This is a genomic window from Peribacillus sp. NPDC096540 (assembly GCF_050278525.1).
GTDB lineage: Bacteria > Bacillota > Bacilli > Bacillales > DSM-1321 > Peribacillus.
On the sequence record NZ_JBNNTG010000001.1, the window covers coordinates 62972 to 88805 of the forward strand.

21 protein-coding genes are annotated in these 25834 nt (G+C 40.1%); 17 read left to right on the forward strand and 4 right to left on the reverse strand.

Annotation, left to right across the window (positions count from 1 at the left end):
• The first annotated feature begins 64 nt into the window (after positions 1 to 64).
• The 8 genes from ACQKMR_RS00310 (at position 65) to ACQKMR_RS00345 (ending at position 6431) form a co-directional block, all read left to right on the forward strand.
• Complete coding sequence (locus ACQKMR_RS00310) at positions 65 to 925, forward strand: peptidoglycan DD-metalloendopeptidase family protein (protein ID WP_427695481.1); 861 nt, start codon at positions 65 to 67, stop codon at positions 923 to 925.
• Between the two features lie 435 nt (positions 926 to 1360).
• The gene (gene spoIIID, locus ACQKMR_RS00315) at positions 1361 to 1633 is read left to right on the forward strand and encodes a sporulation transcriptional regulator SpoIIID (protein WP_034315767.1); all 273 of its coding nucleotides are present in this window, start codon (positions 1361 to 1363) and stop codon (positions 1631 to 1633) included.
• A 293-nt stretch (positions 1634 to 1926) separates the two neighbouring features.
• Complete coding sequence (locus ACQKMR_RS00320; protein WP_053348506.1) at positions 1927 to 2928, forward strand: rod shape-determining protein; 1002 nt, start codon at positions 1927 to 1929, stop codon at positions 2926 to 2928.
• Positions 2929 to 3210: 282 nt separating this feature from the next.
• On the forward strand, positions 3211 to 4050 hold the full coding sequence (locus tag ACQKMR_RS00325; RefSeq protein ID WP_427695482.1) for a flagellar hook-basal body protein: 840 nt from the start codon (positions 3211 to 3213) through the stop codon (positions 4048 to 4050).
• 56 nt (positions 4051 to 4106) lie between these two features.
• Positions 4107 to 4955 (forward strand): flagellar hook-basal body protein, encoded by an 849-nt coding sequence (locus tag ACQKMR_RS00330; RefSeq protein ID WP_427695483.1) that lies wholly within the window; start codon positions 4107 to 4109, stop codon positions 4953 to 4955.
• A gap of 169 nt (positions 4956 to 5124) precedes the next feature.
• Positions 5125 to 5379 carry a DNA-directed RNA polymerase subunit beta gene (locus ACQKMR_RS00335; protein ID WP_427695484.1) on the forward strand — a complete coding sequence of 85 codons (255 nt, stop codon included), beginning with the start codon at positions 5125 to 5127 and terminating at the stop codon, positions 5377 to 5379.
• 128 nt (positions 5380 to 5507) lie between these two features.
• Positions 5508 to 5936, forward strand: a complete 429-nt coding sequence (gene fabZ / locus ACQKMR_RS00340) for a 3-hydroxyacyl-ACP dehydratase FabZ (RefSeq protein WP_427695771.1) — start codon at positions 5508 to 5510, stop codon at positions 5934 to 5936.
• A 222-nt stretch (positions 5937 to 6158) separates the two neighbouring features.
• A complete protein-coding gene (locus tag ACQKMR_RS00345) occupies positions 6159 to 6431 on the forward strand; it encodes a hypothetical protein (protein ID WP_427695485.1) in 273 nt (90 codons plus the stop codon).
• A 124-nt stretch (positions 6432 to 6555) separates the two neighbouring features.
• Here ACQKMR_RS00345 and ACQKMR_RS00350 read toward each other — a convergent pair whose 3' ends face one another.
• Entirely contained in the window at positions 6556 to 6990 is a 435-nt protein-coding gene (locus ACQKMR_RS00350) for a YwpF family protein (RefSeq protein ID WP_427695486.1), read from the reverse strand.
• Between the two features lie 381 nt (positions 6991 to 7371).
• On the opposite strand from ACQKMR_RS00350, the gene ssb reads away from it, so the two are divergent.
• From ssb to ACQKMR_RS00390, 8 genes are all read left to right on the forward strand, one after another.
• Positions 7372 to 7734 (forward strand): single-stranded DNA-binding protein, encoded by a 363-nt coding sequence (gene ssb / locus ACQKMR_RS00355; protein ID WP_427695487.1) that lies wholly within the window; start codon positions 7372 to 7374, stop codon positions 7732 to 7734.
• Positions 7735 to 8068: 334 nt separating this feature from the next.
• Entirely contained in the window at positions 8069 to 9073 is a 1005-nt protein-coding gene (locus ACQKMR_RS00360) for an ABC transporter ATP-binding protein (protein WP_427695488.1), read from the forward strand.
• Positions 9054 to 10022, forward strand: coding sequence for an ABC transporter ATP-binding protein (locus ACQKMR_RS00365; protein ID WP_427695489.1), 969 nt, complete (start codon positions 9054 to 9056; stop codon positions 10020 to 10022). The genes ACQKMR_RS00360 and ACQKMR_RS00365 overlap by 20 nt, the downstream gene beginning before the upstream one ends.
• A gap of 44 nt (positions 10023 to 10066) precedes the next feature.
• On the forward strand, positions 10067 to 11683 hold the full coding sequence (locus ACQKMR_RS00370) for an ABC transporter substrate-binding protein (RefSeq protein ID WP_427695490.1): 1617 nt from the start codon (positions 10067 to 10069) through the stop codon (positions 11681 to 11683).
• 117 nt (positions 11684 to 11800) lie between these two features.
• Positions 11801 to 12805, forward strand: coding sequence for an ABC transporter permease (locus tag ACQKMR_RS00375; protein ID WP_427695491.1), 1005 nt, complete (start codon positions 11801 to 11803; stop codon positions 12803 to 12805).
• A 12-nt stretch (positions 12806 to 12817) separates the two neighbouring features.
• Positions 12818 to 13720, forward strand: coding sequence for an ABC transporter permease (locus tag ACQKMR_RS00380; protein WP_427695492.1), 903 nt, complete (start codon positions 12818 to 12820; stop codon positions 13718 to 13720).
• Positions 13721 to 13928: 208 nt separating this feature from the next.
• Complete coding sequence (locus ACQKMR_RS00385; RefSeq protein ID WP_427695493.1) at positions 13929 to 17663, forward strand: S8 family serine peptidase; 3735 nt, start codon at positions 13929 to 13931, stop codon at positions 17661 to 17663.
• 326 nt (positions 17664 to 17989) lie between these two features.
• Positions 17990 to 18409 carry a hypothetical protein gene (locus ACQKMR_RS00390; RefSeq protein WP_427695494.1) on the forward strand — a complete coding sequence of 140 codons (420 nt, stop codon included), beginning with the start codon at positions 17990 to 17992 and terminating at the stop codon, positions 18407 to 18409.
• Positions 18410 to 18586: 177 nt separating this feature from the next.
• On the opposite strand, the gene ACQKMR_RS00395 is transcribed toward ACQKMR_RS00390, so the two are convergent.
• Positions 18587 to 20032, reverse strand: coding sequence for a PLP-dependent aminotransferase family protein (locus ACQKMR_RS00395; protein WP_427695495.1), 1446 nt, complete (start codon positions 20030 to 20032; stop codon positions 18587 to 18589).
• 126 nt (positions 20033 to 20158) lie between these two features.
• On the opposite strand from ACQKMR_RS00395, the gene ACQKMR_RS00400 reads away from it, so the two are divergent.
• Entirely contained in the window at positions 20159 to 20764 is a 606-nt protein-coding gene (locus ACQKMR_RS00400) for a LysE/ArgO family amino acid transporter (RefSeq protein ID WP_427695496.1), read from the forward strand.
• Positions 20765 to 21114: 350 nt separating this feature from the next.
• Here ACQKMR_RS00400 and ACQKMR_RS00405 read toward each other — a convergent pair whose 3' ends face one another.
• Both ACQKMR_RS00405 and ACQKMR_RS00410 read right to left on the reverse strand, forming a co-directional pair.
• A complete protein-coding gene (locus ACQKMR_RS00405; RefSeq protein WP_427695497.1) occupies positions 21115 to 24087 on the reverse strand; it encodes a DEAD/DEAH box helicase in 2973 nt (990 codons plus the stop codon).
• Positions 24080 to 25705 (reverse strand): hypothetical protein, encoded by a 1626-nt coding sequence (locus ACQKMR_RS00410; RefSeq protein WP_427695498.1) that lies wholly within the window; start codon positions 25703 to 25705, stop codon positions 24080 to 24082. The genes ACQKMR_RS00405 and ACQKMR_RS00410 overlap by 8 nt, the downstream gene beginning before the upstream one ends.
• Positions 25706 to 25834: the final 129 nt, after the last annotated feature.

The following is a 25834-nucleotide window of genomic DNA, read 5'->3' on the forward strand; positions in this document are numbered from 1 at the left end:
AATTTTTTACCAAAATGTATATAATCTTAGCAAAATGTTCAGAATGATTGCTGAGGTGATTAATATGAGAGAGGAAGAAAAGAAACCAACTTCCAAAATCCGACGTATACTTAAACAACGTTGGGCATTATCAGCAATCTATATCGCAAGTGCAGCCATAATCTTAGCCGCGGCCTTCTTATTACAAAATAGTTTTGATGATTCAGCTAATGACGGTAAAAAGGATTCAGCTGAAACAGGAAAAAACTACGATCAGCCTTCAGTCGAGGTTAATAGTAATCTTGAGACAATCAAGATGCCTGTAGCCGATGCCGACAAAACCGTAATTAAAAAACAGTTCTATGATGTGAATGCAGATGAAAAGGCACAAGAAGAAGCGTTGGTTTTTTACAACAATAGATATGAGCAAAACAAAGGTGTAGACATTGCGATGGAAGATGGTAAATCTTTCGATGTAAAAGCATCGTTAAGTGGAAATGTAGCGAAAGTTCAAGACGATGCCTTGCTTGGCAATTTAATTGAAGTTGAGCATGAAGATGGTGTCGTTACTCGTTATCAATCAGTGAAAGATATCAAAGTTGCGGTTGGTGACAAAGTGAAACAAGGACAAGCTATTGCTACTGCTGGAAAAAGCCAAATCAATGAAGAAGCAGGCGTGCATGTCCACTTCGAAATCAGAAAAGATAACATTGCATTAAATCCAACTGATTTTGTTGATAAACAAGCATCTGCCATTCAATCTGCAACTGAAACAGAAGGCAGCACACTTGATGATTCAACTGAGAAAGAAGAAACACCAGCAGTTGATGAATCTGAAAAGGGCACGGATTTAGAAAGTGGTACTGATAAGGAAGGCTCTACTCCAGGTGAAGATTCTACTGAGGAAAGCGATTCCTTGAAAGATTCGTTAAATCAATCTAATTAAGATTAAGATTTTTAATAAAATCAAAACATAAACCTTGAGCGTTTCGAATGACAACAACTGAAAATTTGGTAAAAGGAAGCCGTTCGTTTTGAACGGCTTCCTTTTTTTCGTTCGAGGAAATATTGGTTTAAACGCTGAAACCCTCGCTCTTCCGACAAATTTCTCGGGAAATAATTTATTTTTAAGGAAAATAAACAGATAAATCTGAGAAATAAATCTAAACCACCTGTCCCATTAGGCATATATTCTTAACCAAGCTAATAAGATGTTATAAACCATGCAAAGAGAGTGTTTGAGGTGAGGAATCGTTTATTACAAATTATCTAATAGTTGAATAATTCTATCTTTCATTGTTTATAGGGCAGCGGTATTCGATTCGAAAAATACGAATCTCATTTCACACTTCTCACATCCAATTTGGGGAGGTCGAGTGGTGTGCACGATTACATCAAAGAAAGAACTATCAAGATAGGAAAGTATATCGTGGAAACTAGAAAAACAGTCCGCGTCATTGCAAAAGAGTTCGGAGTCTCTAAAAGTACAGTGCATAAAGACTTAACGGAGAGGCTGCCAGAAATTAATCCTGATTTGGCAAACGAAGTGAAGGATATATTGGATTATCATAAATCCATTCGTCACCTTCGAGGTGGAGAAGCGACAAAATTAAAATATAAACGATCGGAAAGAGAAGAAGAAATCGTTAAATAATTATATAAATTGATTCCGGTATTTGGAAGTGATTCGAGAAATTAGGGAATAGATAAAGGGACATGAAAATGTGTCATCTTTCTAAAACCTTGATTATGAATCTCCATGCCGGGATTTTTTTATTGGGAAAAGAAAGGGATAGTGATTTATGGATATCGGTCATTCAGGGGGAAAGTAGTATATGTTTGTGTTTATTTATAATTCATACTTACTTGTGTCAATACGATATGGTAAAATAAACAATTAGGACAGAAGTAGGTTATATGTGAGGATATTCAAGGAGGATTTAAGAAATGTTTGCTAGAGATATCGGGATAGATCTTGGAACAGCCAATGTTCTAATACATGTCAAAGGTAAAGGAATTGTGTTAAATGAGCCTTCGGTAGTAGCGATTGATAAGAATACAAACCGTGTTCTTGCTGTCGGGGAAGAGGCTCGTAAAATGGTAGGCCGGACTCCAGGAAACATCATCGCAATTCGTCCTTTAAAAGATGGCGTCATTGCGGACTTTGATGTAACAGAATCGATGCTTAAGCATTTTATAAATACATTAAATGTGAAAGGCTTTCTTTCAAAGCCTAGAATTTTAATTTGCTGCCCAACAAACGTAACAAGTGTTGAACAAAAGGCGATTAAAGAAGCTGCTGAAAAAAGCGGTGGCAAGAAAATATTCCTTGAAGAAGAACCAAAAGTAGCTGCAATCGGTGCTGGCATGGATATTTTTCAACCAAGTGGCAACATGGTCGTAGATATTGGTGGAGGTACAACTGATATTGCGGTTCTTTCGATGGGGGATATCGTTACGTCTTCTTCTATTAAAATGGCCGGTGATAAATTTGATAATGAAATTTTACATTATATCAAACGGAAGTATAAGCTTCTAATCGGTGAACGTACAGCAGAAAATATTAAAATTCAGGTTGCAACAGTCTTCCCTGGTTCACGTAAAGAAGTCATTGATATTCGTGGGCGTGATATGGTATCAGGATTACCTAGAACCATTTCTGTAAACTCTGAAGAAATTGAAGAAGCGCTTCGCGAGCAGGTTTCCATCATTGTACAAGCTGCAAAAAGTGTGCTTGAGCGGACACCACCTGAACTTTCTGCCGATATTATTGACCGCGGGGTCATATTAACAGGCGGAGGCGCATTACTTCATGGAATCGATCTCCTTCTTGCAGAAGAACTTAAAGTTCCAGTACTTGTAGCAGAAAATCCAATGGATTGTGTTGCAATTGGAACTGGAATCATGCTTGATAATATGGACAAATTGCCACGGCACAAATTCAATTAAAAAGCGGACGTGAAAGTCTGCATTATAAGATAGGGGTCTAAGGTTCAGACAAACATGAGGCATAGTGAAAGTGCGTGCAGTTCTAGTACTGATGAGCAATAGGCCCTCTTCTTTTAGTTGAAAATTTAACACCATTCCTTTAAATCTGACCTAGCCTATAATACATACAAATTCTTCTGCCTAATGCTTTTCTTTTTTTCTTAAGATACTGAAGTTTATGACCGATAAGATAGATATAAGATAATGAACGGTATAAATAATGTAGAATAAGGAGTGAAGAAGATGTTAAGAGGTTTTTATACAGCTGCTTCTGGAATGCTTACACAGCAAAGGCGTACAGAAATGCTGACAAACAATATGTCTAATGCAAATACAACAGGGTTTAAATCTGACCAAACGAGTGTAAGATCTTTTCCGGAAATGCTTCTCAGCAACATCGATAGTAAAACGATTCCTACAGAGAACAAATTGAGCATTTCGAGGTTGTCTCAGGTAGGGAGCCTTAGTACCGGTGTTTATGTACAAGAAACCAATCCTATATTTACACAAGGTACTCTAGAGGAAACCCAGCTTAATACAGATCTTGCCTTGGCTGACGAAAATCTTCCAATCAATGAAAGAACCGGTCGGCAAGGGGCGGTGCTTTTTACTGTTCAGGATGTCGAAGGTGGACTCCGTTATACACGTAACGGCAGTTTTACTTTAGATGGGCAAGGGTATTTAACCACCTCTAATGGTTATTATGTACTGGATGAGAATAATGAACGAATTCAGCTTGATAGTGATCAGTTTACCGTTACAGAAAACGGTGTTATTTTAGAAGGAAATGTTCAAAAGGCACGCCTTGGCATCGGTTTTTCAGATAATCCATCAGCACAGCTTATGAAAAATGGGGAAGGCCTCTATAAGGTTGTGAATGATGAGGAATTACCTAGTGCATATGCGGATGCAGAGGTTAGTTTTTCTACCAAACAAGGTTTCCTTGAGGGCTCGAATGTGGATCAATCGAGAACGATGACAGAAATGATGTCGTCATACCGCTCTTTTGAAGCGAGTCAGAAAGTCCTTCAAGCCTATGATAAAAGTCTGGATAAAGCGGTTAATGAAGTTGGCAAGCTTTAAGTAACCGATTTATAGAAAACTGTCTTTGGGAATTTGAACATTTAAGGGGAATGTCTATGAATCGATCCATGATAACAGCGACGAATACGCTAAACCAACTTCAAAGTAAAATTGATCAAATCAGCAATAATATTGCCAATGTGGATACGACTGCTTTCAAAAAGACCCAAACGAGTTTTAATGACTTGTTAACACAAAGTTTTGATAACCAGCCGAGTAAGTCCAAGGAAGTTGGAAGGTTGACAACACCCGGGATAAGACAAGGAACAGGTGCTAAGATAAGCCAAGCTCAATTGGTGCTTGCACAGGGTGCTTTAAAGACGACAGACCGTAATCTTGATGTGGCATTCACAAAGGAAGATCTATTCTTTACGGTAAGCGTTCAAGATGACAAAGGGGTCAATACAAGATTAACACGGGATGGTGCTTTTTATTTATCCCCTAATGCAAAAAATCCAGAACAAATGATGCTTGTTACCTCTGCTGGGCATCGAGTCCTTGATGAATATGGGGAGTCGATCCTTATTGAGGGTAGTATTACAGATATCACAGTTTCGGAAGAAGGCTTATTGACGGTTGATACAGAGGAATTTGGCGAGAAGAGTTTTGGGCCCGGCGTTGTAGCGGTAAAAAAACCACAATTCCTTGACCAATTAGGTGGTAACTTACTTGGTCTTCCCGATAACATGAGAGGCGTGGGCATTATGGAAGATGATATTATGACAGCGCTAACAGGAGATTCACGTAGTGAAATAGCTGTTCGCCAAGGCATCCTAGAGTCCTCAAATGTCGATCTTTCTAAAGAAATGACGGATTTAATCAATGTTCAGCGTCATTATCAGTTCCAATCCCGTGCGGTAACGATGGCTGATCAAATGAGCGGATTAATCAATGGTATCCGTTGAGTAATAGGAATAAAGAATACCTCGCTGCGGGTTTATACCGAATCGGTTATAATTAATACTTTAAAAAAGATATTTGTTGGCGCTTTTCATTTCGACAAGGCTGCTGATAGTATGAGAAGAGAAAATCAGTCGGCGAGTTTTCTTAGAAAAAGGAGCTTTTACATCTAATATGGAGCAAAAAAGTGTAATGAGACAACAACTTAATGAAGAGGTAATGGAAGTTGAAACGAAACCAAACCGTAGAATCAGGGTCCGTCTTTTGCCAATTTGGCTTCGTTTACTCATTGTTATGGGATTAATTTTCTTTGCTGTATTATCTGGGGCGCTTTTAGGTTACAGTGTGATCGGTGGAGGACACGCAATGGATGTTTTTCAAAAATCAACGTGGACCCATATTATTGATATTGTAAACAAAGACGCATAGTTCCATGCTTTTCGAGGTAGTTGCCGTCGGTATAGAAATGTTTTAAAATGGCAACTACGTCTCTGCCATTAAGGTAGAGGCGGGTTTTCGTTATGTATGAAAAAATTAAAGTCATAGGAGGAGCAAATATGTTAGATATTACCCAAATAAAGGAAATTATTCCGCATCGTTACCCATTTTTATTAGTTGATCGGATTATTGAGATAGATGAAGGAAAAAAAGCAGTAGGACTGAAAAATGTTACAGCTAATGAAGAATTCTTTAATGGGCATTTCCCTGATTATCCAGTTATGCCTGGGGTTTTAATTGTAGAGGCATTAGCACAAGTTGGCGCTGTAGCAGTTTTGAAACAAGAGGAATATAAAGGACGGCTTGCGTTTTTTGCTGGAATTGATAATTGTCGATTTAAAAAGCAGGTAAAACCAGGTGATCAACTACGCCTTGAAGTTGAAATAGTGCGTATGAGGGGATCATTGGGTAAAGGGAAAGCTGTGGCAACCGTAGATGGCGAGGTTGCATGTGAAACTGAGATTATGTTTGCCTTTGGAGACAAATAAAATATACTTGTTCAAGATAAAGTTGGATTAATATTGCTGTTTTTTTACAAAATGGGTTTTAAAAGCCTTTATAAGTGTATATAAGAAGCAAATGCTTTGCCGGACATAAATTTGTCCGGCATTTTTTTATGCTAATCATTTATTATTTTTAAATAGGACGCAAGTTATTTTTACATTCGGGCAAAATAACTAAGAATTAAGAAAGAAAGGAGGTTGCCAAAAATGATGAAGAATAGAATTTTAGCACTAATTGGAGGATCTTTATTATCTATGATGTTCCTTGCTGGATGTGGAACAAATAATAATGATAACAATCCTGCCCCAGAAGATAATAACATAATTGACGATAATAAAAATGGCGTTGATGATAACAATGTGAATGATAACAATGTAAATGATAACAATGTGAATGATAACGATGCAAATGATCTGGATAAAAATGACGATGGAATGATTGAAAACGATGATAATACCAACGATAACGATAACAAGTAATTAGCATTGATTAAAAAAGACTGACTTAGTTAAAAAGAGGATAATTTATCCTTTTTCGTCTAGGTCAGTCTTTTTTATGCGTGTATTTGGTTTGAGGGGAAATAGGAATAAAGGGAAGGGTACCTTATTTATTTGTGGCTAGTTTAGGCTTGGAGCGGATTTTTTGCTTGAACTCATTTATTAATTCATCGCCGACTAGACCTTTTTGGACCAAATCTTCAAGAAGAAGTTCTGCATATTTGCTGCGCGTTTTTTGGATGTGTCCAACAAATAATAAGCTATAATGGTTGCCCACCTTTTTTATTGTGCGTAGGACAGTGTTAAATAAAGCTGGCTCATTGTCCTTTTTTGTAATAACGGCTTGGATAAACACCTCTCCGTTTATATTGGGAAGTTTGGATTCAAGCTGGCTGAAATGGCTTTCTTCTACAAATGCTTCGAGTAACCAGGTTCTAGCATCATTTTCTTTATTAATTATAAGACCATCTGTTAAAACAATATCAATTAAGTGTAAATCCTCAGTAACAATTTGCAACGAAATTAATTTAAACGATTTCATCTAATTCCTCCGTTTCTTGCCTGTAAAGGAGAGTGGAAAATACCTCTCTTTAACCTAGATTTCGATAAGTGATGGGTTCGCGATAGTTTATAACTGTAAATCCTTTTAAAGGTAATTATATCATACTAAAAAACAGTACCTTAATGAAATGAAAACCCAACAATTTTCTAAATTATGAACGATACAATAAAAATTCGCAAAAAATTTAAATTTGTATTCTTTTTGTTTTTTACTTACTTTTCATCGCTAAAATTGAATTTTAGATAAATACAAATCGGGTTTTTAAGAAGAAAATAGGTGGATACAGATTATTTTGTCGATTTTCCATCTGATGAAAGATTCATTATGATAAAAGCATATTAAAGAGAAAGGAGTGAAACGATGATCAACCAAATTACCCTTGTTGGGAGATTGACGAAGGACCCCGAATTAAGATACACACCGGATGGCAAGGCGGTTTCCAATATTACGTTAGCTGTCAATCGTAACTTTCGTAATACAGTAGGCGATTATGAGGCGGACTTTGTACAGTGTATCATATGGAAAAAGACAGCTGAAAATACCGCTCAGTATTGCAAAAAAGGGGCCTTAATTGGCATTACCGGCAGAATTCAAACGAGGAGATACGAAAACCAAGAAGGTAAAAACGTATATGTCACCGAAGTTGTTGCCGAGAAAGTTCAATTCATTGGATCAAAACAAAATGATGTTAAGCCAAAGGATTTTGAGCATATTGGTTTATAGTCTAAAGTGAATTTCAGCTCTTGAACCAGGCGTCTATTTCATCAACAGAAGATTAAGACCCATTTACTCCTCTTAATTCCCCAAAGCCAATTTGGCTTTTTCCTCGCACGTATCTCCGTTTCCCTCTAAATGAATCAAATACATGATTCCCTCTTATTGAATGACTGCCAAATAGCAGTCATTTTTTTATGAAATAAATATGCGCAACAAAATAAATTTATTATTCTGGTAAATTAGAATTTTTAGAAAATATATTGTAAATTTTTGAATTTGATGCAATAATAAACAAAATAATATTAAGTTGGTAAAATAGTCATGTATAGGAAGTGATGTAATGAGCGGGCCAATTATTGAAGTGAACGGGCTACGAACGAGTTTTCGTACAGATGATGGGGAAATTCCAGTTGTGAATTCCATCGATTTTCATATCAATCCGGGCGAAGTATTGGGGATTGTTGGAGAATCAGGCTGTGGAAAAAGCGTAACTTCTTTATCTATTATGGGACTAGTACCAGCGCCTGCTGGAAAGGTAGAGGGAGAAATCCTTTTTAAAGGGGTTAATATTGCCAATGCACCTGAAGCGAAAATGAGAAAGATTCGTGGAAATGACATTGCGATGATTTTTCAGGAACCGATGACAAGCTTGAATCCTGTTTTTACAATTGGGGAGCAATTGGTTGAGACTCTTCGGATACATAGAAAATGGAATAAAAAGCAGGCTCGTCAAAGAGCGGTGGAAATGTTGAAGCTTGTTGGTCTTGGACGTGCTGAAGAACTGATCAATGAATATCCGCATCAACTTTCAGGAGGGATGAGACAGAGGGTCATGATTGCAATGGCAATGATTTGCGAGCCACAACTCCTCATCGCAGATGAACCGACTACTGCTTTGGACGTGACGATCCAAGCACAAATTTTAGAGTTAATGAAAAATTTAAATAAACAGACTGATACGGCGATCATGATGATTACCCACGACCTTGGTGTAGTGGCGCAAATGTGTGAGCGTGTCCTTGTCATGTATGCAGGGAAGGTAATTGAAGAAGGAAATGTGCAAACGATTTTTCAAAACCCGAAACATCCATATACGGTCGGTTTGCTACAATCAATTCCTGATATGCGTCTAAAAAAAGAGCGGCTTTATTCGATACCTGGTCATGTTCCAAAACCAGGGACAGGCAACCTGGGCTGCCAGTTTGCCCCTCGCTGCATTCATGCTATGGAACAATGTCTAAGTGAGACTCCGTCACTTCTAGAATTTGAGGCTGGGCAGTATGTACGCTGCTGGTTGTATGAAGATCAGAAAGGAGCAGCATTGCATGAATCAACCGTTAGTTAAGGTGGAAAACCTGAAGAAGCATTTCCAAATCAAAGGAGGTATTCTTGGGAAGACAGTCGGGGAGGTCAAGGCCGTTGACGGTTTAACATTTTCGATTTACAAAGGGGAAACCTTAGGTCTTGTTGGTGAAAGCGGTTGCGGGAAATCGACAACTGGCAGGTTACTGCTCCGATTGCTTGAGCCGAGTGAAGGTAATGTTTATTTCGAAGGAAAAGACTTAACGGCTTTAACTTCCCGTGAAATGAGAAAAATGCGTCGGGAAATGCAAATGGTCTTTCAGGACCCATTCGCTTCCCTTAACCCTAGACATACTGTTGGAAGGATATTGGAAGAACCACTTATCGTTCACGGTGTAAAAGATAAAAAAGAACGTAAAGACCGTGTGAAGGAGCTCCTTAAGGTTGTTGGTTTAAGCAGTTACCATGCAAAAAGGTACCCGCATCAATTCAGTGGTGGCCAGCGGCAACGTATTGGCATCGCCAGGGCACTAGCAGTTAACCCTAAGTTGATTATTGCTGATGAGCCAGTCTCTGCACTCGATGTGTCGATTCAAGCGCAAGTATTGAATCTTTTACAAGATTTACAGAAGGAATTTGATTTGACTTACTTATTCATTGCCCATGATCTTGGTGTAGTTCGGCATATCTCGGACCGCGTCGGTGTTATGTATCTTGGTCATATCGTTGAATTGACGGAAAGTGAAGAACTCTACGTAGACCCCCTTCATCCATATACTCAGGCTTTATTATCTGCTGTGCCAATTCCAGATGTGGAATACAAGGGAGATAGAGTAGTCCTGCAGGGAGATGTTCCAAGCCCATCTAACCCGCCAAGCGGTTGCCCCTTCCACACGAGATGCCCGCAGGCCATGGTAGAGTGTAAAACAGTAAAACCCGTCTTGCATGAGCATAAACCCGGTCACTACGTTGCTTGTCATTTATACAATTGACACGACGTATACATAAATTCTCAAACAAATAAAGGGGGAAGAATATGAAGAAGACATTGGCTTTATTGCTAACTACAATCCTGGCGCTTTCACTTGTACTTGCAGGATGTTCCTCATCTACAACAAAAGAGAAAGACGATGATAAAGGGGGATCAAGTGAAGCAAAAGGCGGCGTATTAATTTATGGTAAAGGCGGCGATGCAGTTTCACTAGATCCCGCAATCGTAACGGATGGTGAATCATTCATCGTCACACAGCAGGTTTTTGAAACTCTTGTGAAATACGGAGAAGATAATACGGAAATAAAGCCAGGTCTTGCAGAATCATGGAAAGTTTCCGATGACTCAAAGACATATACATTCAAATTGAAAACCGGCATTAAGTTCCATGATGGCTCGGATTTCAATGCAGAAGCAGTTGTTAAAAACTTTCAGCGTTGGGCACAAAGTAAAGATGAAGCTAAATTTGCATACTATGCCTCTATGTTCGGCGGCTTTGAAGGTGATGAAGGCCATGTTATCAAAGAGGTAAAAGCTATTGATGCTAATACAGTGGAATTTACGTTAAATCGTCCGCAGGCACCATTCTTGAAAAATATTGCGATGCCTACATTTGCAATAGCAAGTCCAACTGGTTTTGAAAAAGATGCTGATAATTTCGGTAAGAATCCGTCTGGAACCGGTCCTTTCAAATTCAAATCATGGAAACCAGGCGATACGATTGAAGTGGTGAAAAACGATGACTATTGGCAAGATGGACTGCCAAAGCTTGATGGAATCACGTTTAAAGTCATTAAAGATAACTCTGCTCGTTTAAATGCTGTAATCAAAGGTGAAGTTGATCTAATGGACGGGTTAAACCCAAGTGATATTAGTAAAGTAACAGGAGATGACAAACTGCAAATATTCGAACGCCCATCCATGAATGTCGGCTACTTTGCATTCAATGTTGAAAAAGCACCATTCGACAAAAAGGAAGTACGCCAAGCCATCTCACACCTAATTAACAAAAAAGAAATCATTGATAACTTTTACGAAGGCACAGCTGAGCCTGCTAAGAATCCAATGCCGCCATCTGTTTCTGGCTACAATGACAACATTGAAGACTATGACTACGATGTAGAAAAAGCGAAGGAATTACTTAAAAAGGCTGGACTTGAAGATGGGTTCAAAATGGACCTTTGGGCAATGCCGGTACCACGCCCATATATGCCAGATGGTCAAAAAGTAGCTGAAGCCATTCAAGCAAGCTTAAAACAGGTAGGTATCGAAGCAAATATCGTTTCGTATGAATGGGCTGCATACTTGGAGAAAGTTCAGGCTGGTGAAGCTCAATCTTTCATGCTAGGTTGGACAGGCGATAATGGAGATGCAGATAACTTCCTTTACACATTATTGGATAAAGATAATATCGGATCAAATAACTATGCTCGCTATGCAAACAAAGAAGTTCATGAACTATTGATTGAAGCTCAATCTACTGCAGATGAAGCTAAACGTAATGAGTTATATGGAAAAGCACAGGAAATCATTCATGAAGAAGCACCATGGGTTCCACTTGTACACTCTTTACCACAACTTGCTGGAACTAAGACAATAAAAGGATTTGTTCCGCATCCAACCGGTTCTCAATCTCTAGTTAACGTGTCTATAGAGAATTAACCGTACGAATCGGGGAGTATGGATTTATGCATGCTGCCCGGTTTTGTTATGGAATGCATTTCAAAATAATCGAGGGTGAATGTAAAGGACCCTATTGTAAAAAGGCGGGTGATTGTTTTGTTTTCCTACACCGTACGGCGTTTAGGATCCCTCATTCCAGTATTACTTGGAATGGCGTTTATTGTATTTATGATGATTCGTGCGATTCCAGGAAATCCTGCACAAGTAATTTTAGGACAGCAAGCAACAAAAGAGGCAGTTGCGGCAATGACAAAGGAACTCGGTTTGGATAAACCTTGGTTTATTCAATTTTGGGATTATCTATCAGGTCTGCTAACAGGAGATCTGGGTGTTTCCTTAAAAACAAAGAGTCCGGTATCTGAAGAAATTGGGCCTTATCTAATGGCGACGATTGAGTTAGCCTTGATTGCCATGCTTATAGCTGTAGTCATTGGTGTAAATGCCGGTATTATTTCGGCATGGTTCCAAAACTCATGGTTTGATTATGCAGCCATGGTCATTGCATTGATTGGTTTGTCCATGCCGATATTCTGGCTTGGGCTAATGGAACAATATATCATTTCGATTCAATGGGATTTACTTCCTACGACAGGGCGGGATAATATCAGGGATCCTGTTGAGGCAATAACGGGTCTGTATTTATTAGACACCCTCATTGCTGGAAGAGTTGACCAATTTAGCGAAGTGGTTAAGCATTTAATTTTACCGGGCCTCGCGCTTGCTACCATTCCGATGGCGATTATTGCAAGGATGACACGCTCGTCCATGCTAGAGGTAATGAGATCGGATTTCATTCGTACGGCTCGTGCCAAGGGAATGAGAATGTTTTGGGTTGTTTATAAGCACTCCTTGAAGAATGCTTTAATTCCAGTGGTTACGGTTATCGGCCTACAAACAGGGTTACTCTTAGGTGGGGCAATTTTAACGGAAAACATATTTGGTTGGCCAGGTATCGGTACATACATTTATGATGCAATTCTTTCCCGGGATTATCCGGTCATTCAGTCCGGAATCCTCATCATCGCCTTTTTGTTTGTCATGATTAACCTAGTTGTGGATTTATTGTATGCAGCGATTGATCCTAGGATTAAGTATAAATAGGGAGGGAAACTCATGCCTGAAATAGCAACGAATACATCGCCAATCCTTCCTCCCCAAGAGGCAGAGGAAAAAGTCATCTCTCCCTGGAGTGAAGGGTGGAAAAGCTTTAAGAAAAATAAGATAGCCCTTGTCGGTCTGGGCATTGTTTTATTTTTTATCTTAATCGCAATTTTTGCTCCGGTTATTGCACCTTATTCATTTGAGGGGCAGAAGCTTAGTGATAAACATCTGTCTCCATCTTCAGAACATTGGTTTGGAACGGATGAATTTGGGCGCGACATTTTGAGTAGGGTCATCTATGGCTCGCGTATATCAATAGGAATTGGCTTTTTATCTGTGGCCGGGTCAGTCGTGGTCGGGTCTTTTCTAGGAATTATCGCCGGGTATTACGGAAAGTGGATAGATGCAATCATATCGAGGGTTTTTGACATTATTCTGGCGTTTCCAAGTATATTGCTTGCCATTGCCGTAGTAGCCGTATTGGGGCCTTCACTTCGCAATGCACTTATTGCCATTGCCATCGTCAATGTCCCGATATTCGGCAGGCTTTTACGTTCGAGGGTTTTAACGGTGAAAGAAGAGGAATATGTAACAGCTGCCAAGGCAATAGGAATGGGGGATGGCCGGATTCTACTTCATCACGTACTCCCGAACAGCCTTGCACCGATTATTGTTCAAGGTACTTTGGCGATTGCCACTGCCATCATAGAGTGTGCAGCACTCGGGTTCCTTGGTCTCGGTGCACAACCACCGGCACCAGAGTGGGGGAAAATGCTTGCCGATTCGAGGTCGTTTATCATTCAGGCACCATGGACGGTGCTGTTTCCTGGCCTTGCGATTATGCTAACTGTCCTTGGCTTTAACCTTATGGGTGATGGACTGCGTGATGCATTGGATCCAAGAATGAAAAACTAATTGTTAAAAGGTGGTGATTCTTTTATAATCACCATCTTTTTTCGTTTTCCTTACAAATCTATTAAAATATGAAAAATAATAACAAAATACTAGTTGAAAATAGGAAAATAGTGACTATTACCTCTTAAAATCACCCCAAAGGTTATGATACTTTTATACTTGGTTAGAAAATTCCAAAAATTGATTATTTTAGAGGAGGAAAAGTTCATTGATTAAACGTAGCTTGTCCATTCTAGCAATCTTTCTATTAGTATTTACGGCAACCGTTTCCGCAGCCAAGCTCCCTGATCCTTCAGGCGGTTCGAGCGTTGGAAAGAAGAATCAGGAAAGTATTTTAAAGTTAAAGAAAAACGAAACGGAAAAGAAATACAAAAGTAATGAGAAGGTCAGGGTCATCGTAGAGATGAAGGAAGCCCCGGCAATAGAAATAGCTTCGAAAGAAGGGAAACTTTTTAAAGAGCTATCTAAAAATAAGAGGCAACAATTAAAGGCCGAAAAGTTGGCCAACCAGAAAAAAGTGAAAAATAAAGTGAAAGAGAAAAAAATTGCCTTCAAGGAACTTGAAAGCTTTACGACAGTCGTAAATGGTTTCAGTGCAGAGCTTCAATATGGTGAAATTAAAAAGGTGGAAGCCATGCCTGAAGTTGCTGAAGTACATATAGCGAATGAATATGAACGTCCTGTTGAAAAGCCAGATATGATTTATAGTAAAGAACTTGTCCAGGCTCAGGAAGCTTGGCGGGAGTATGGATATAAAGGGGAAGGAATGGTCGTTGGTATTATCGATACTGGAATCGACCCATCTCACCGTGATATGGTCTTAAGCGATGATAATAAGGCAGAACTGACTGAAAGTGAAATTAGTGGAATAAAAGAATCTAGCCATCTATTAGGTAACTATTATACGGCGAAGGTACCTTATGGATACAATTACATGGACGAAAATGAAGAAATCCTTGATCTTGGTGAAGAGGCTTCGATGCATGGAATGCATGTAGCCGGAACCGCAGGAGCTAACGGGGATGAAGAGAATGGCGGCATTAAAGGGGTCGCTCCTGAAGCCCAGTTACTTGCTTTAAAGGTATTCGGGAATGATCCTGCTATACAGACAACATGGGGCGATATTTATATTAAGGCAATTGATGATGCAATTATTCTTGGGGCAGATGTACTGAACATGAGCCTAGGATCTACTGCAGGTTTTGTATCAGCTGAAGATCCTGAGCAGCAGGCGGTTTCGAGAGCTGTGAATAATGGGATACTCATGTCGATTTCAGCAGGGAATTCGGCTCATTTTGGAAATGGGTTTGCAAACCCAACGGCCTCGAACCCGGATATCGGCGTTTCAGGTTCACCTGGACTTGCCCATGATTCGGTACAAGTAGCATCCGTCGAGAATAACTACATGGATTTAGATGCGGCTACTTATGATATTAACGGGCAGGAAGGGAAAGCACCGTTCATGTCGGCTTCAAGCGTACATCCCAATGCTCTAAAGGATAAAACGTATGACTTGGTTGCTGCAGGTCTTGGGACGCCAGGGGAGCTTTCGAAAGTGGATGTGAAAGGCAAGTTTGCCCTTATTGAGCGCGGCACGCTTTCTTTTATTGAAAAAGCCCAAAATGCTCAGGCAGCAGGAGCAGCAGGAGTCATTATTTATAACAATGCAGATGGGTATATTTCTATGGCCACAGATCCAAGCATCACGATACCGCAATTGTTTATGTTGAAATCGGATGGAATAAAGTTGAAAACGGCCATAACTGAAGGGGAAAAGGTGAAGGTTACCTTTAATGGTGATAAAACAAAAGCTGTAAATCCCGAAGCAGGGAAAATGAGCTCATTCAGTTCATGGGGTGTCGCACCGAATCTGGATTTTAAACCAGAAATCACAGCTCCAGGTGGACAAATTTACTCGACATTGAACAATGATGAGTATGGCATGATGAGTGGTACCTCGATGGCGGCACCGCATGTATCCGGGGGTTCTGCACTGGTTCTTGAAAGAGTGGATAAAGAATTTAAACTAAATGGATTTGCGCGAGCGAATTTGGCTAAGAACCTGATGATGAATACTTCAAAGCCATTAACGGATCAAGGTGTCGTCAATAATGCTCTTGGCTGGGAAAACCCTTACTCGCCTCGCAGGCAAGGAGCAGGAGTCATGCAGCTGCAATCTGCTTTGTCCACACCAGCTGTCGTGACGGAGGCATTCACGAAAGAAGCGAAGGTTGCTATGAAGGAAATTGGCAATAAGTTTGCCTTTACTTTGAAGGTTGAAAACTTCAGTAACAAAGCAGTCAAATATGATGTAAAAGGAAATATTCAAACAGACTATGCTATCCAGGGGCAACTGGGTTATTCCGCTAACCAATTAGAGGCACAGGAAATTCAGAACGCTTCGATTAAAATCAATAATAAAAATACAAACAAGATTACCGTACCTGCAAAAAAATCGGTTACATTTGAAGTGAAAGTGGACATATCCAATGCAAAAGTACTTGGCGATGATCTTCAGACTCTTGTAGACATTGACAAGGTCTTCCCAAATGGGTATTTTGTAGAAGGGTTCGTGACACTGAAGGATCCAACTGACACTAAACCAGAACTCCATGTTCCGTATGTAGGTTTTAAAGGAGAATGGGACAAGGCCCCGATCCTAGATGGAACGAAATATGATAAAGAGTCGTTCTATGGCATGGCAGGAGGAGTTTCGACAGCAGGCAAGGATTTCACTTATCTTGGCTACGACCCTGCAGGAAAAACATTTAATAGCAAATATATTGCGATTTCCCCGAATGGCGATGGAGCACAGGATGACTTCGTGCCGGTCCTATCATTCTTGAGAAATGCGAAAAAGGTAGAGTTCAATATATTGAATGGTGAAAACAAATCAGTCCGGAAACTTCGCACGGAGAATAATGTGCGTAAGGACTATTATGATGGTGGAAAAGGTTCCGCATACTCACTTGATCCAGCGCGTAAATGGGACGGTAAAATCAATAATGCACTCGCTAAAGATGGAGTCTATTATTTTGAAATCAAAGCGATGATAGATTACGAGGGTGCAAAATGGCAGACGTTTAAAATGCCTATCAAAATCGATACGGTAGAGCCGACAGTTAAGATATCGAAAATAGGTAAGGTGTTAACCATCCAAGGTAAGGATAATTTAAATGGTTCAGGACTTGCCTATTACGATGTACAAATTGATGGTGCATCTATCCTTGAAGAGCCCCTTGCAGCGAATACGAAAAAATTCACTCTGCCTGATGTAAAAGGGGAAAAGGTACAAGTCGTGGCAATTGACTTCGCTGGTAATGAAAAAGTAGCTGAAACCGAATTGGCCACTGATTCTGCTCCAATCGATAATAATGCACCAGCTGTTAAGATTAAAAGTCCTGAAGCCTTAAGCGTGAACAATAAAAATAAAATCAAAATAACAGGTGATATTGAAGAAGCGTCGGAAATAAAGGAATTTAAAATCGACAATAAAAAGGTCCCTGTAACGTATAACAAAACGAAGAATAAGTATGAATTCTCTATTGAAAAGAAATTTGGGGATGGCGTCCAAAGCTTTACGGTTAAAGCAACAGACAAATGGGATAATACGGTTTCCTTTAAGCGGACGATTATGGTTGATACAACAAAACCAGGTTTAAAGGTTAAAGGTGTGCCAGCAACTGTGGGAGTCAAAGGGTCAAATCCAAAAGTGGACGTGACAGTAGAGGATAATTTCGATGAGATCCGCCTTTATTTGAACGGAAGCGAAGTATTCTATAATGAATTCAAGGAACCATACAAAATGCGTTCCTATAAGAAGAAGATAGAGGATTTGGAACTACCGCTTAAACCAGGCAACAATAGGTTTGAATTTAAGGTAACCGATCTTGCTGGAAATGAATCGAAGAAAGTATTCAACATCCAAAAAGCCAAAAAATAAACGAAAGGCAGCCCTCTTATCCAAAGGGGGCTGTTGTTATGTATTTAAGACCTATGAAATTTTTAAAAAGTGAAGTTTGAGCAGCTTTTCTTCCAACTGCCAATTTAGAAATATAGGTTTTGCAATGATGTAGATCGTGTATTTTTGTTCGTAAAATTAATAAAACTTCAAATATTCCTGCGAAAAGCTTTCAGTAGCTTTACGGCATTTTTACCATGCTAATGTCGAAATCTATGAGAGAAAATATTTATTTTCGGGTTCTTGCAGGAATATAATAGAAGACAAAGGAATTAGGTATAAAGAACCATCTAAATAGGAGGGTATCTATGAATTATAAAAGGGGCTTGAACAAAAAGGTATATAGTCGTGGAATTACCGTTAAATTTGAAAAAAGAGCAAGTGACCAGTTGTCAATTACAAAACCTAGTTTCTTTGATGCACTTCAACATGTTAATTCTCCATTTGAAAAAGTACCCCGCACAGATTTAGCCTATCAAGATTATCCGCTTTGTAAGGAGGTTGCCCTTTCGCTATTTGATAAGGGTATTGCTAAAACATCAATCAAATATGACCCTCATCAAGAAAAAATCATCATTGAGGAAATTTCAGAGAATTATCAGCCGAATAAGGGAGAGGCGCTTACTACAATTCTAGAGCATATAATGATCAATCATGGAAATTACCATTCTTTTTTCATAGTCAGGCCGAAAGATTGGACCGCAAAAAGGAAAGCCACTACTCCATGATATCCTCTTCTTTAACTTTCTTAGGTTAAGCAGTGAAAGGTAGGTGACTTTCGAAAAGTAATTCGAGAAGATTCCTTACCACTGCCTGTAGATTGTTCAGTCAATAAGAATGGGGCTGCCAGGCAGCTCCATTTATGTTTCAACACGATGAGTCAGCTTTCTGAATCCTTCAAGAATTTAAATCAAACGCCGAATGATCTTTGAGAGGGTTTGCATACCATAAGCTAATTGTTCCTCCGAGGCGTAAGAATATGAAAGCCGTAGATGTGTATTGTTATTTGGTTCATATATGTACCCCGGATTAAGGAGTATGTTCTCCTTTATCGCTTGCTTGAAAAGGTTTGGATTCACAATTGGTTTACATAATTTTAACCAAATATAAAATCCGCCTTGAGGTATCTGCCATTCAGCCAGTCCCTTAAAATATTGATTGAGAAGAGTTAATGTAAAATCTCTACGTACTATCAACTCATGCCTTAGCCACTCTAAATGCTTTGAATATTGATCACTTGCTAACCATTCTGCCACAAGGTGTTGGGAAAGAGCACTGGACCCATAATCCATTTGCATTTTAATATCTGCTAAACGTTCAATCACAGTTATTGGACCAGCAATCCATCCGATGCGCAATCCGGGGCTTAATGTTTTGGACATACTGCCAATATGCAATACAAGGCCATCTGTATCAAGGGATTTTATAGGTGGAGGCGGTTCCTTTTCAAACCACAAGTCACTATATACGTCATCTTCAATAATCGGAATCTGTTCTTTTTTGCATATGGATAAGAGGTTTAGTCTTTCCTCTTTTGTCCATGTAGTATTGGTTGGATTGTTAAACGTTGGAACAGTATAAAGCAGTGACGCTTTCTTCCTTCCATTGATGCGCTTTATTTGTGTGGGAATACTTTCTTGGCCTTGTTTTGATAAGCCGATTAAGTGCATGCCCGCAGATTGAAAAGGATGAACAGAATTTAAATAGGAAGGTGATTCATGTAAAACCATTGATCCCTTTTGAAGTAAACCAACTGAAATCAATTGGAGTGCTTGAAGCCCGCCAGAAACGATCATGAGGGAGCTGGGGCTTGTGTTGACCCCTTTTGTTTCTAAATAAACACTTATACATTGGCGAAGCCTTTTATCCCCCTTGGGTTCAGAATAACCTAATGAGTGGGTATCAAAAGAAGTGGATTGCAACGTCTTTTCGATTTTTTTTGTAGGCAATAGAGTTGGAGAAAGTTCGCCCGTGCCTAATCTGATGATGGCAGTGTCTGTTTCATACTGATTAATGTCCTGAATCGTTTTTAAATTAGGTTCATGAAGGCCATTCCGGACATAGTTTTTCCAGTCGGTCTGTTTGCTGGAGACGAGCACATTCCATGTGTTATTAGAAACGAATGTGCCAGACCCAACCTTAGTTTCTAATAGTCCGTCTGCAATCAACTCTTCTATAGCTGTAATGATGGTACTTCGGTTCACACCAAAAGAATCGGCCAATGAGCGTTGTGATGGAAGCCTGGTCGCAACTGGCCATTCCCCTCGTGTAATTTGTTGTTGCATCCAATCTACTATTTGTTGGTGAAGAGATTGGTTGGACTGCCGGTTCGGTCTCCATTCGATAAACATACGAAAACGACCCCTTTCATGTTCTATATTCATTATAAATTGGTTGGGTTGAAAGCCAACCAAATGGATGGTCAATTCCTTTGTTTTTTTCATTATACTGAATGAGAATGGAGGGGAGGTATTCGTATGGGACCATTTTTTCATGGATTATTATTGGCATTGGGGCTGATCCTGCCATTAGGAGTGCAAAATGTATTTATTTTTAATCAAGGTGCAATCCAACCGACCTTAAAAAAGGCATTGCCTGCAACGATCACAGCTGCCATTTGTGATACAGTACTCATTCTGTTAGCTATTTTAGGTGTTTCGTTGATTGTCATGGAATATGAATGGTTGCGTCTTACATTAATTATAATCGGAGTTATATTTTTATTGTATATGGGTTTACAAATTTGGTCTGCCAAAGCGAACCCACGGTCAGATCAAACTATGCAAATGTCTACCAAAAAACAAATTGTATTTGCCTTATCCGTATCACTACTGAATCCACATGCAATCTTAGATACGATAGGGGTAATCGGTTCGAGCTCACTTGTTTATTCAGGAACGGATAAAATGATTTTCACGGGAACATGCATCGTTGTGTCATGGTGCTGGTTCCATGGATTATGTCTTGCGGGAAGAGTGCTGAAAAAGGTTGATGCATCAGGCAAATTCCTTGGAATATTAAATAAAATCTCTGCAATCATCATTTGGATTACGGCTCTCTATATGGTGAAAACGATTTTTTGAAACAGAAAAAGGACATCTGAATTCGAACTTGACTAATCCGGAAAAAGAATAGATTACCCAGTTGGGTAATCTATATTTAAGGAGGAAATCCAATTTTCCCTTTCTTATTTGCAGTTAAAACCATCAGGGTCAAAGCAAGGATTGCTTTAAATAAACTGGATCCAAGAAAGTTATATAGCTAGCTATAAGTTTTTAAGAGTTAAAAATTTCAGTATTAATCGGCGCTTTTTGAATAAAAAAAGGAGAATACATATCGAATATGTATTCTCCTTTATTTTTTATCTTAATATGCTAACACCCTGCCCTCATTCATCTTCGTATCGTGAGAGGGGTTTTGGAGCGTGAGAACATTATTGAAGTGCTACTAAGTCCTTTATTTCCTCTGTGGAAAGTTCAGTGATCCAGTTGTCACTACTGATGATTTCGTCGTTTAGTGCTTGCTTTTTATCAAGCATCTGATCGATTTTTTCTTCCAGTGTCCCTGTGCATATTAACTTATGAACATGAACGAACCGCTGTTGCCCAATTCGATAGGCACGGTCTGTAGCTTGATTTTCAACAGCTGGATTCCACCAGCGGTCATAGTGAATGACGTGGTTCGCTTCTGTTAAATTAAGTCCTGTGCCACCTGCTTTTAACGAGAGAATGAAGACTGGAAAATCTCCATTTTGGAATTTAGTAATCATATCATCACGTTGCTTTTTATTCGCACTCCCATTCAGGAAGGGAACTTCAAAGCCATACCTTTTTTCTAACAATTCCTTCATCATGTTACCCATCCCAATATATTGCGTGAAAATGAGGCAGCTTTCATCTTGTTCGCGGACAGCGTCTACAAGCTCAGTCAGTTTCTCAAGTTTGCCGGAGCGGTTGGGTGCCTTCAGGATGTTTTCTTTTTCCATCTCTTTTAAATAAAGAGCAGGGTGATTGCAAAGTTGCTTTAGTTTATTAAGCATCTGCAGTATGATGCCTTTTCGTTCAAAGGCAGACAGCTGTTCGATATCAGTAAAGGTATCCTTGAGTAGCTGTTCATACAGTGATGCTTGCTCGGTGGTAAGCGGAACGAATTCCTTTTGCTCTTGCTTATCCGGGAGATTCAGGGCTACTTCTTTATCGCGTTTTGTCCGGCGGAGCAAGAATGGTTGAATCAAGCGCTGTAATTCCTTGATTTTACCCTTCTGTTCATCACGTTCAATGGTCGCCACATATTTTTCCTGAAACTGACCTAGCGTTCCAAGATAACCTTTATTGATAAAATCGAAAATCGCCCATAGCTCACTCAAACGGTTTTCCATTGGCGTACCCGATAAGGCAATATGATGCCGGCCATTTAGCTTGCGGACCGCTTTGGATTGCTTTGTTTGGGCATTCTTGATGTTTTGTGCTTCATCTAGGATTACGCTGCTCCAATGGATGGAGGATAGTTCAGCTACATCTTGGTGGGTCAGGCCATATGAGGTTAAGACAATATCATGATCCGCTGCTATTTTAGCAAATGCTGCACCTTTAGCTCGATTCGATCCGTAATGAAGATGAACCTTAAGTGTGGGCGCGAATTTTTCTAATTCTTTTTGCCAGTTGCCAAGAACGGATGTTGGACAGACGATAAGAGCTGATTGAACTGAAACAGGTTCTGGAATGGCGGTAATTATTTCTGCCTCATCGCTGCTCTCCGTGTTACCTTCCTCGTCGAAAATAATCGGTTCACTCTTTTGTTCGTCGTTCGAGGCAATAGGGAGCTCCTTAATGGCTCCCTCTTTGTCCTTCACATGAAGTAGGTAGGCAATCATCTGAACGGTTTTCCCCAGCCCCATATCGTCTGCAAGACAAGCTCCAAAACCATGCTCTCTTAAAAAAAGCAGCCAGCTCATACCGAGTTTTTGATAGGGACGCAAATCGCCTTGAAGTGTCTTAGGAACGGGCAGGATTGAAATGTTTTTTGTTTCCCGCAGTCTTCCCACCATTTTACGAAGCTCCTGATTCAATTCAAATTGAATTCGGAGCATTTCATCGATTTCTGAATCATCATCGCCATCCTCATTTGTGCTGCTCAATAACTCTTGCTGCAGCAAATCCGACAATTGAATCCCTTTTTCATTAGCTGTTTCCATCAGTTCCTGAATTTGCTTAATGAAAGCCGGGTCGAGTTTAACCCATTGGCCGCGGATATAAACGAGTCTGCGTTTTTCATTAACGAGCTCCTCGAACTCTGCCTCAGTGAGCTCTTTACCATTCAGGGAGAACCGCCAATCAAAGTCCATTAAAGCTTTAAGGCCAACGTAAGAGGGGCCCCGATTCGATTGGCTTTTTACTTTCGCTTTCACCTTGAGAGTGGACTCCTTCAGGGCAAGCCACCAGGATGGAAGGAGAATTTCAACACCAAGAAACAGTAGTTTTTCGCTAGCATCGGTCAAAAACTCCCATGCGTCGGTTTCCGAAAGCTCTCTTTTTAGACGGCCATTCTCTCCAAGCCAGGGCACGACGAGTTGCCAGCGTTTAGTAGCACGCACCACTTCGCTTGCGTACTTATTCCAGCCGCGCGGCAGTTTTTTTCCTGTATATGTTTCGATGATATTCTCATCTCTTTTGGAACGAAGGGTGACATCGAGTATCCAAGGTCCAACACCATCAGGGGGCTCAGTTAAACGAAGGCCTATAGTGAATGGTTTAGGATCATGCTGGGCGCCGAGCCATTCCTGCCAGCTGTCTTTGTCGAAAAAGGCCTGCAATTCTTCAGGAGAAAGTCGTGAATCCTTTAATGCTCCGACAGCTTCGCTCCATTTATCCTGCATAGGTGAGTAGTTTTTTAAATACATATTCGCAGCACCGTTATACCACTTCTCGATAAAAGTTCGATTTGTTTCCATTTCAGGTGTAGGAAGGTCCAAGGAGATTTCTTCTTCCCAAAAGGAAGGAACAAATTCCTCCTCTACTTCTTCCGGCAGCTTCCAGCCGATAGAGTCCAACTGTAAATTAGTGAAATCCGGTACGGGAATCCCTGCTTCAATGGATTCATGTAGAACAGGTGCTGCAGACAGGCAAAGGGAGGAAATCTCGGACCATTCCCATTCAATGAAGGAGTTGAAGCTTTCCTTCGCAAAAAAGTTGAGAAGACCCCAAGCGTCAAGAATGAAAACTGGATTTCCTTCTATCGTATCTGTCGTCATTTTAGTACCGTAAAAGCTTGCGTCATCCCAATTAAATAACAGTCTGCGAATATAATTCGTGTTGAGAAAGCTATTCTCTTCATTGACGACACCAAGGACGTAGGTTCCGTTTTCGAGAGCTGCTATTTTGATTTTTAATTTTCCTGGATTAAACATCGATTAGCTTACCCCTTTTTAGTTCTTCTTGGAAAGCGCGTAGCCGTTTCGTTGAATCGGCTACATATAGAATATACCGTTCGAATACGTCTTCTTTTTTACTCTTTTTATAGATAGTACGCATCTTTTTTAAATAGCGGACAGCTTGCTTATAGGCAGGTCGGTTTTTCAAGGACACTTTTTCCTGAACCGCATGGTAATAAAGGGGCAGGATTAATTCAGGATCCTTAGAGACCACTTCTTTAATGGATTCACTGCTGATTAAATCAATGCTGATATCTGAGTAAATATGCATCTCCACCCACTTTTTATATTGTCCTTGTTCAAAAAGGAAATTTGCGTAGTTCCAATAGTTGTGTGGAAGGGTAGCCCGGTAAAATTTTTCAAGCAAATCGTTCCGCTTTAACTTATAGCAGCAGCTGCTAATCAAAGTCGTAAAGGTCCGTACGAAATCCACCCGCTGATAATAATCAGAAAGATCTGCCAAAAACTCCTGAACATGAGCGATGATGAACTCGATGAAAGGAATGGCCCGTGAACGATTGTCTGATTCAGACAGGAGATTCAGCCAATAAAAGATATATGGACAGGCTTCCTTCTTCAATTCATGGAGAAGTTCAATCGCCTGATGATCCTGATTTTCTAGCAAGGATAGGTGAATCGCTGCTAGGGAATAGGAGGTCCGCTCAGTCGTACCTAAATACTGTTCTGGAAGTTCTCTCTTGACCCGTTCGAGTTCCTCTTTACGCCATGAGGACGTGGTGAACAAATAGCTCCAAATCTCCCGATAGAGATCAATCTTTTCATATTCTAGGCCTTCACCGCCATTCAGTAGCTTAGCTACATCTTCTTTGATGCTGAAAACGAAAGGATCAAAGGCGAAGGGGCGTGCCTGTCGACTAAGCGGCTGAACCGTTTCATGCAGCTCTTCTGCAAGATCGACGGCCAGTGCATAAAAGACACGGATCGTTTGCGTCTGATTTTTGTGTAACTGAATCATTCTCAGTGTCAGTTGCATCGTACAAAATTGCGTAACAAAATGATAAAGTAGCTTCCATTCCCGTTCCATGGGGGACTTGGAGCTGAGACGTTTAAAGTAGGTCTGTATATGGTTTTCAATCACGTAAGTTGGTGCGCCTATATGAGGCTCTACTTGTTCCGTGAAGGTAACGTTCACGAATTGCTTCCATGATGGATAGCTTTTATCTAAGATAATGGATTTCTCCTCTACTTGTTTAAGTAATTCACTTGCCCGCTCTACTTGCTGTAAAGCTTGGGTGGGTGTGGTATTCTTTGGTGTGTTCCATTCGCTTAACCAATCGGAAACACTAGCGTATTCCGAATACGCAGAAAAGAAAACCGCCATTTGATGCCGGCAAATAAACCTGGAATCACATGTACAGCTTCCATCCTGAGGGAAGAGAAGATTCAATCTTGCCTTATAGCGAGTGACATCCTGCACCTCAGCAGTAATTGTATCCACCGCTTCCTCTTTAAGATCAACAAGCCCTTGACGGTACAACTGAAGCCCTTGATTTACCACATCCGAATCATCTGAATTCCCGGCCTCCAAAAATCCCGCTAGTCGCTCCCCAACAAACAACAACTCCCGCTCCATACTCTCCTCCTCTAGGGGTCAGACCCCATTTCGCAAAATTATATTTTTGTATTATCATTGATCTATCAGTACTTTAACAACACCGGATAGGGGTCAGACCCTATTTCCCGGTATAGGAAAGGATGATGG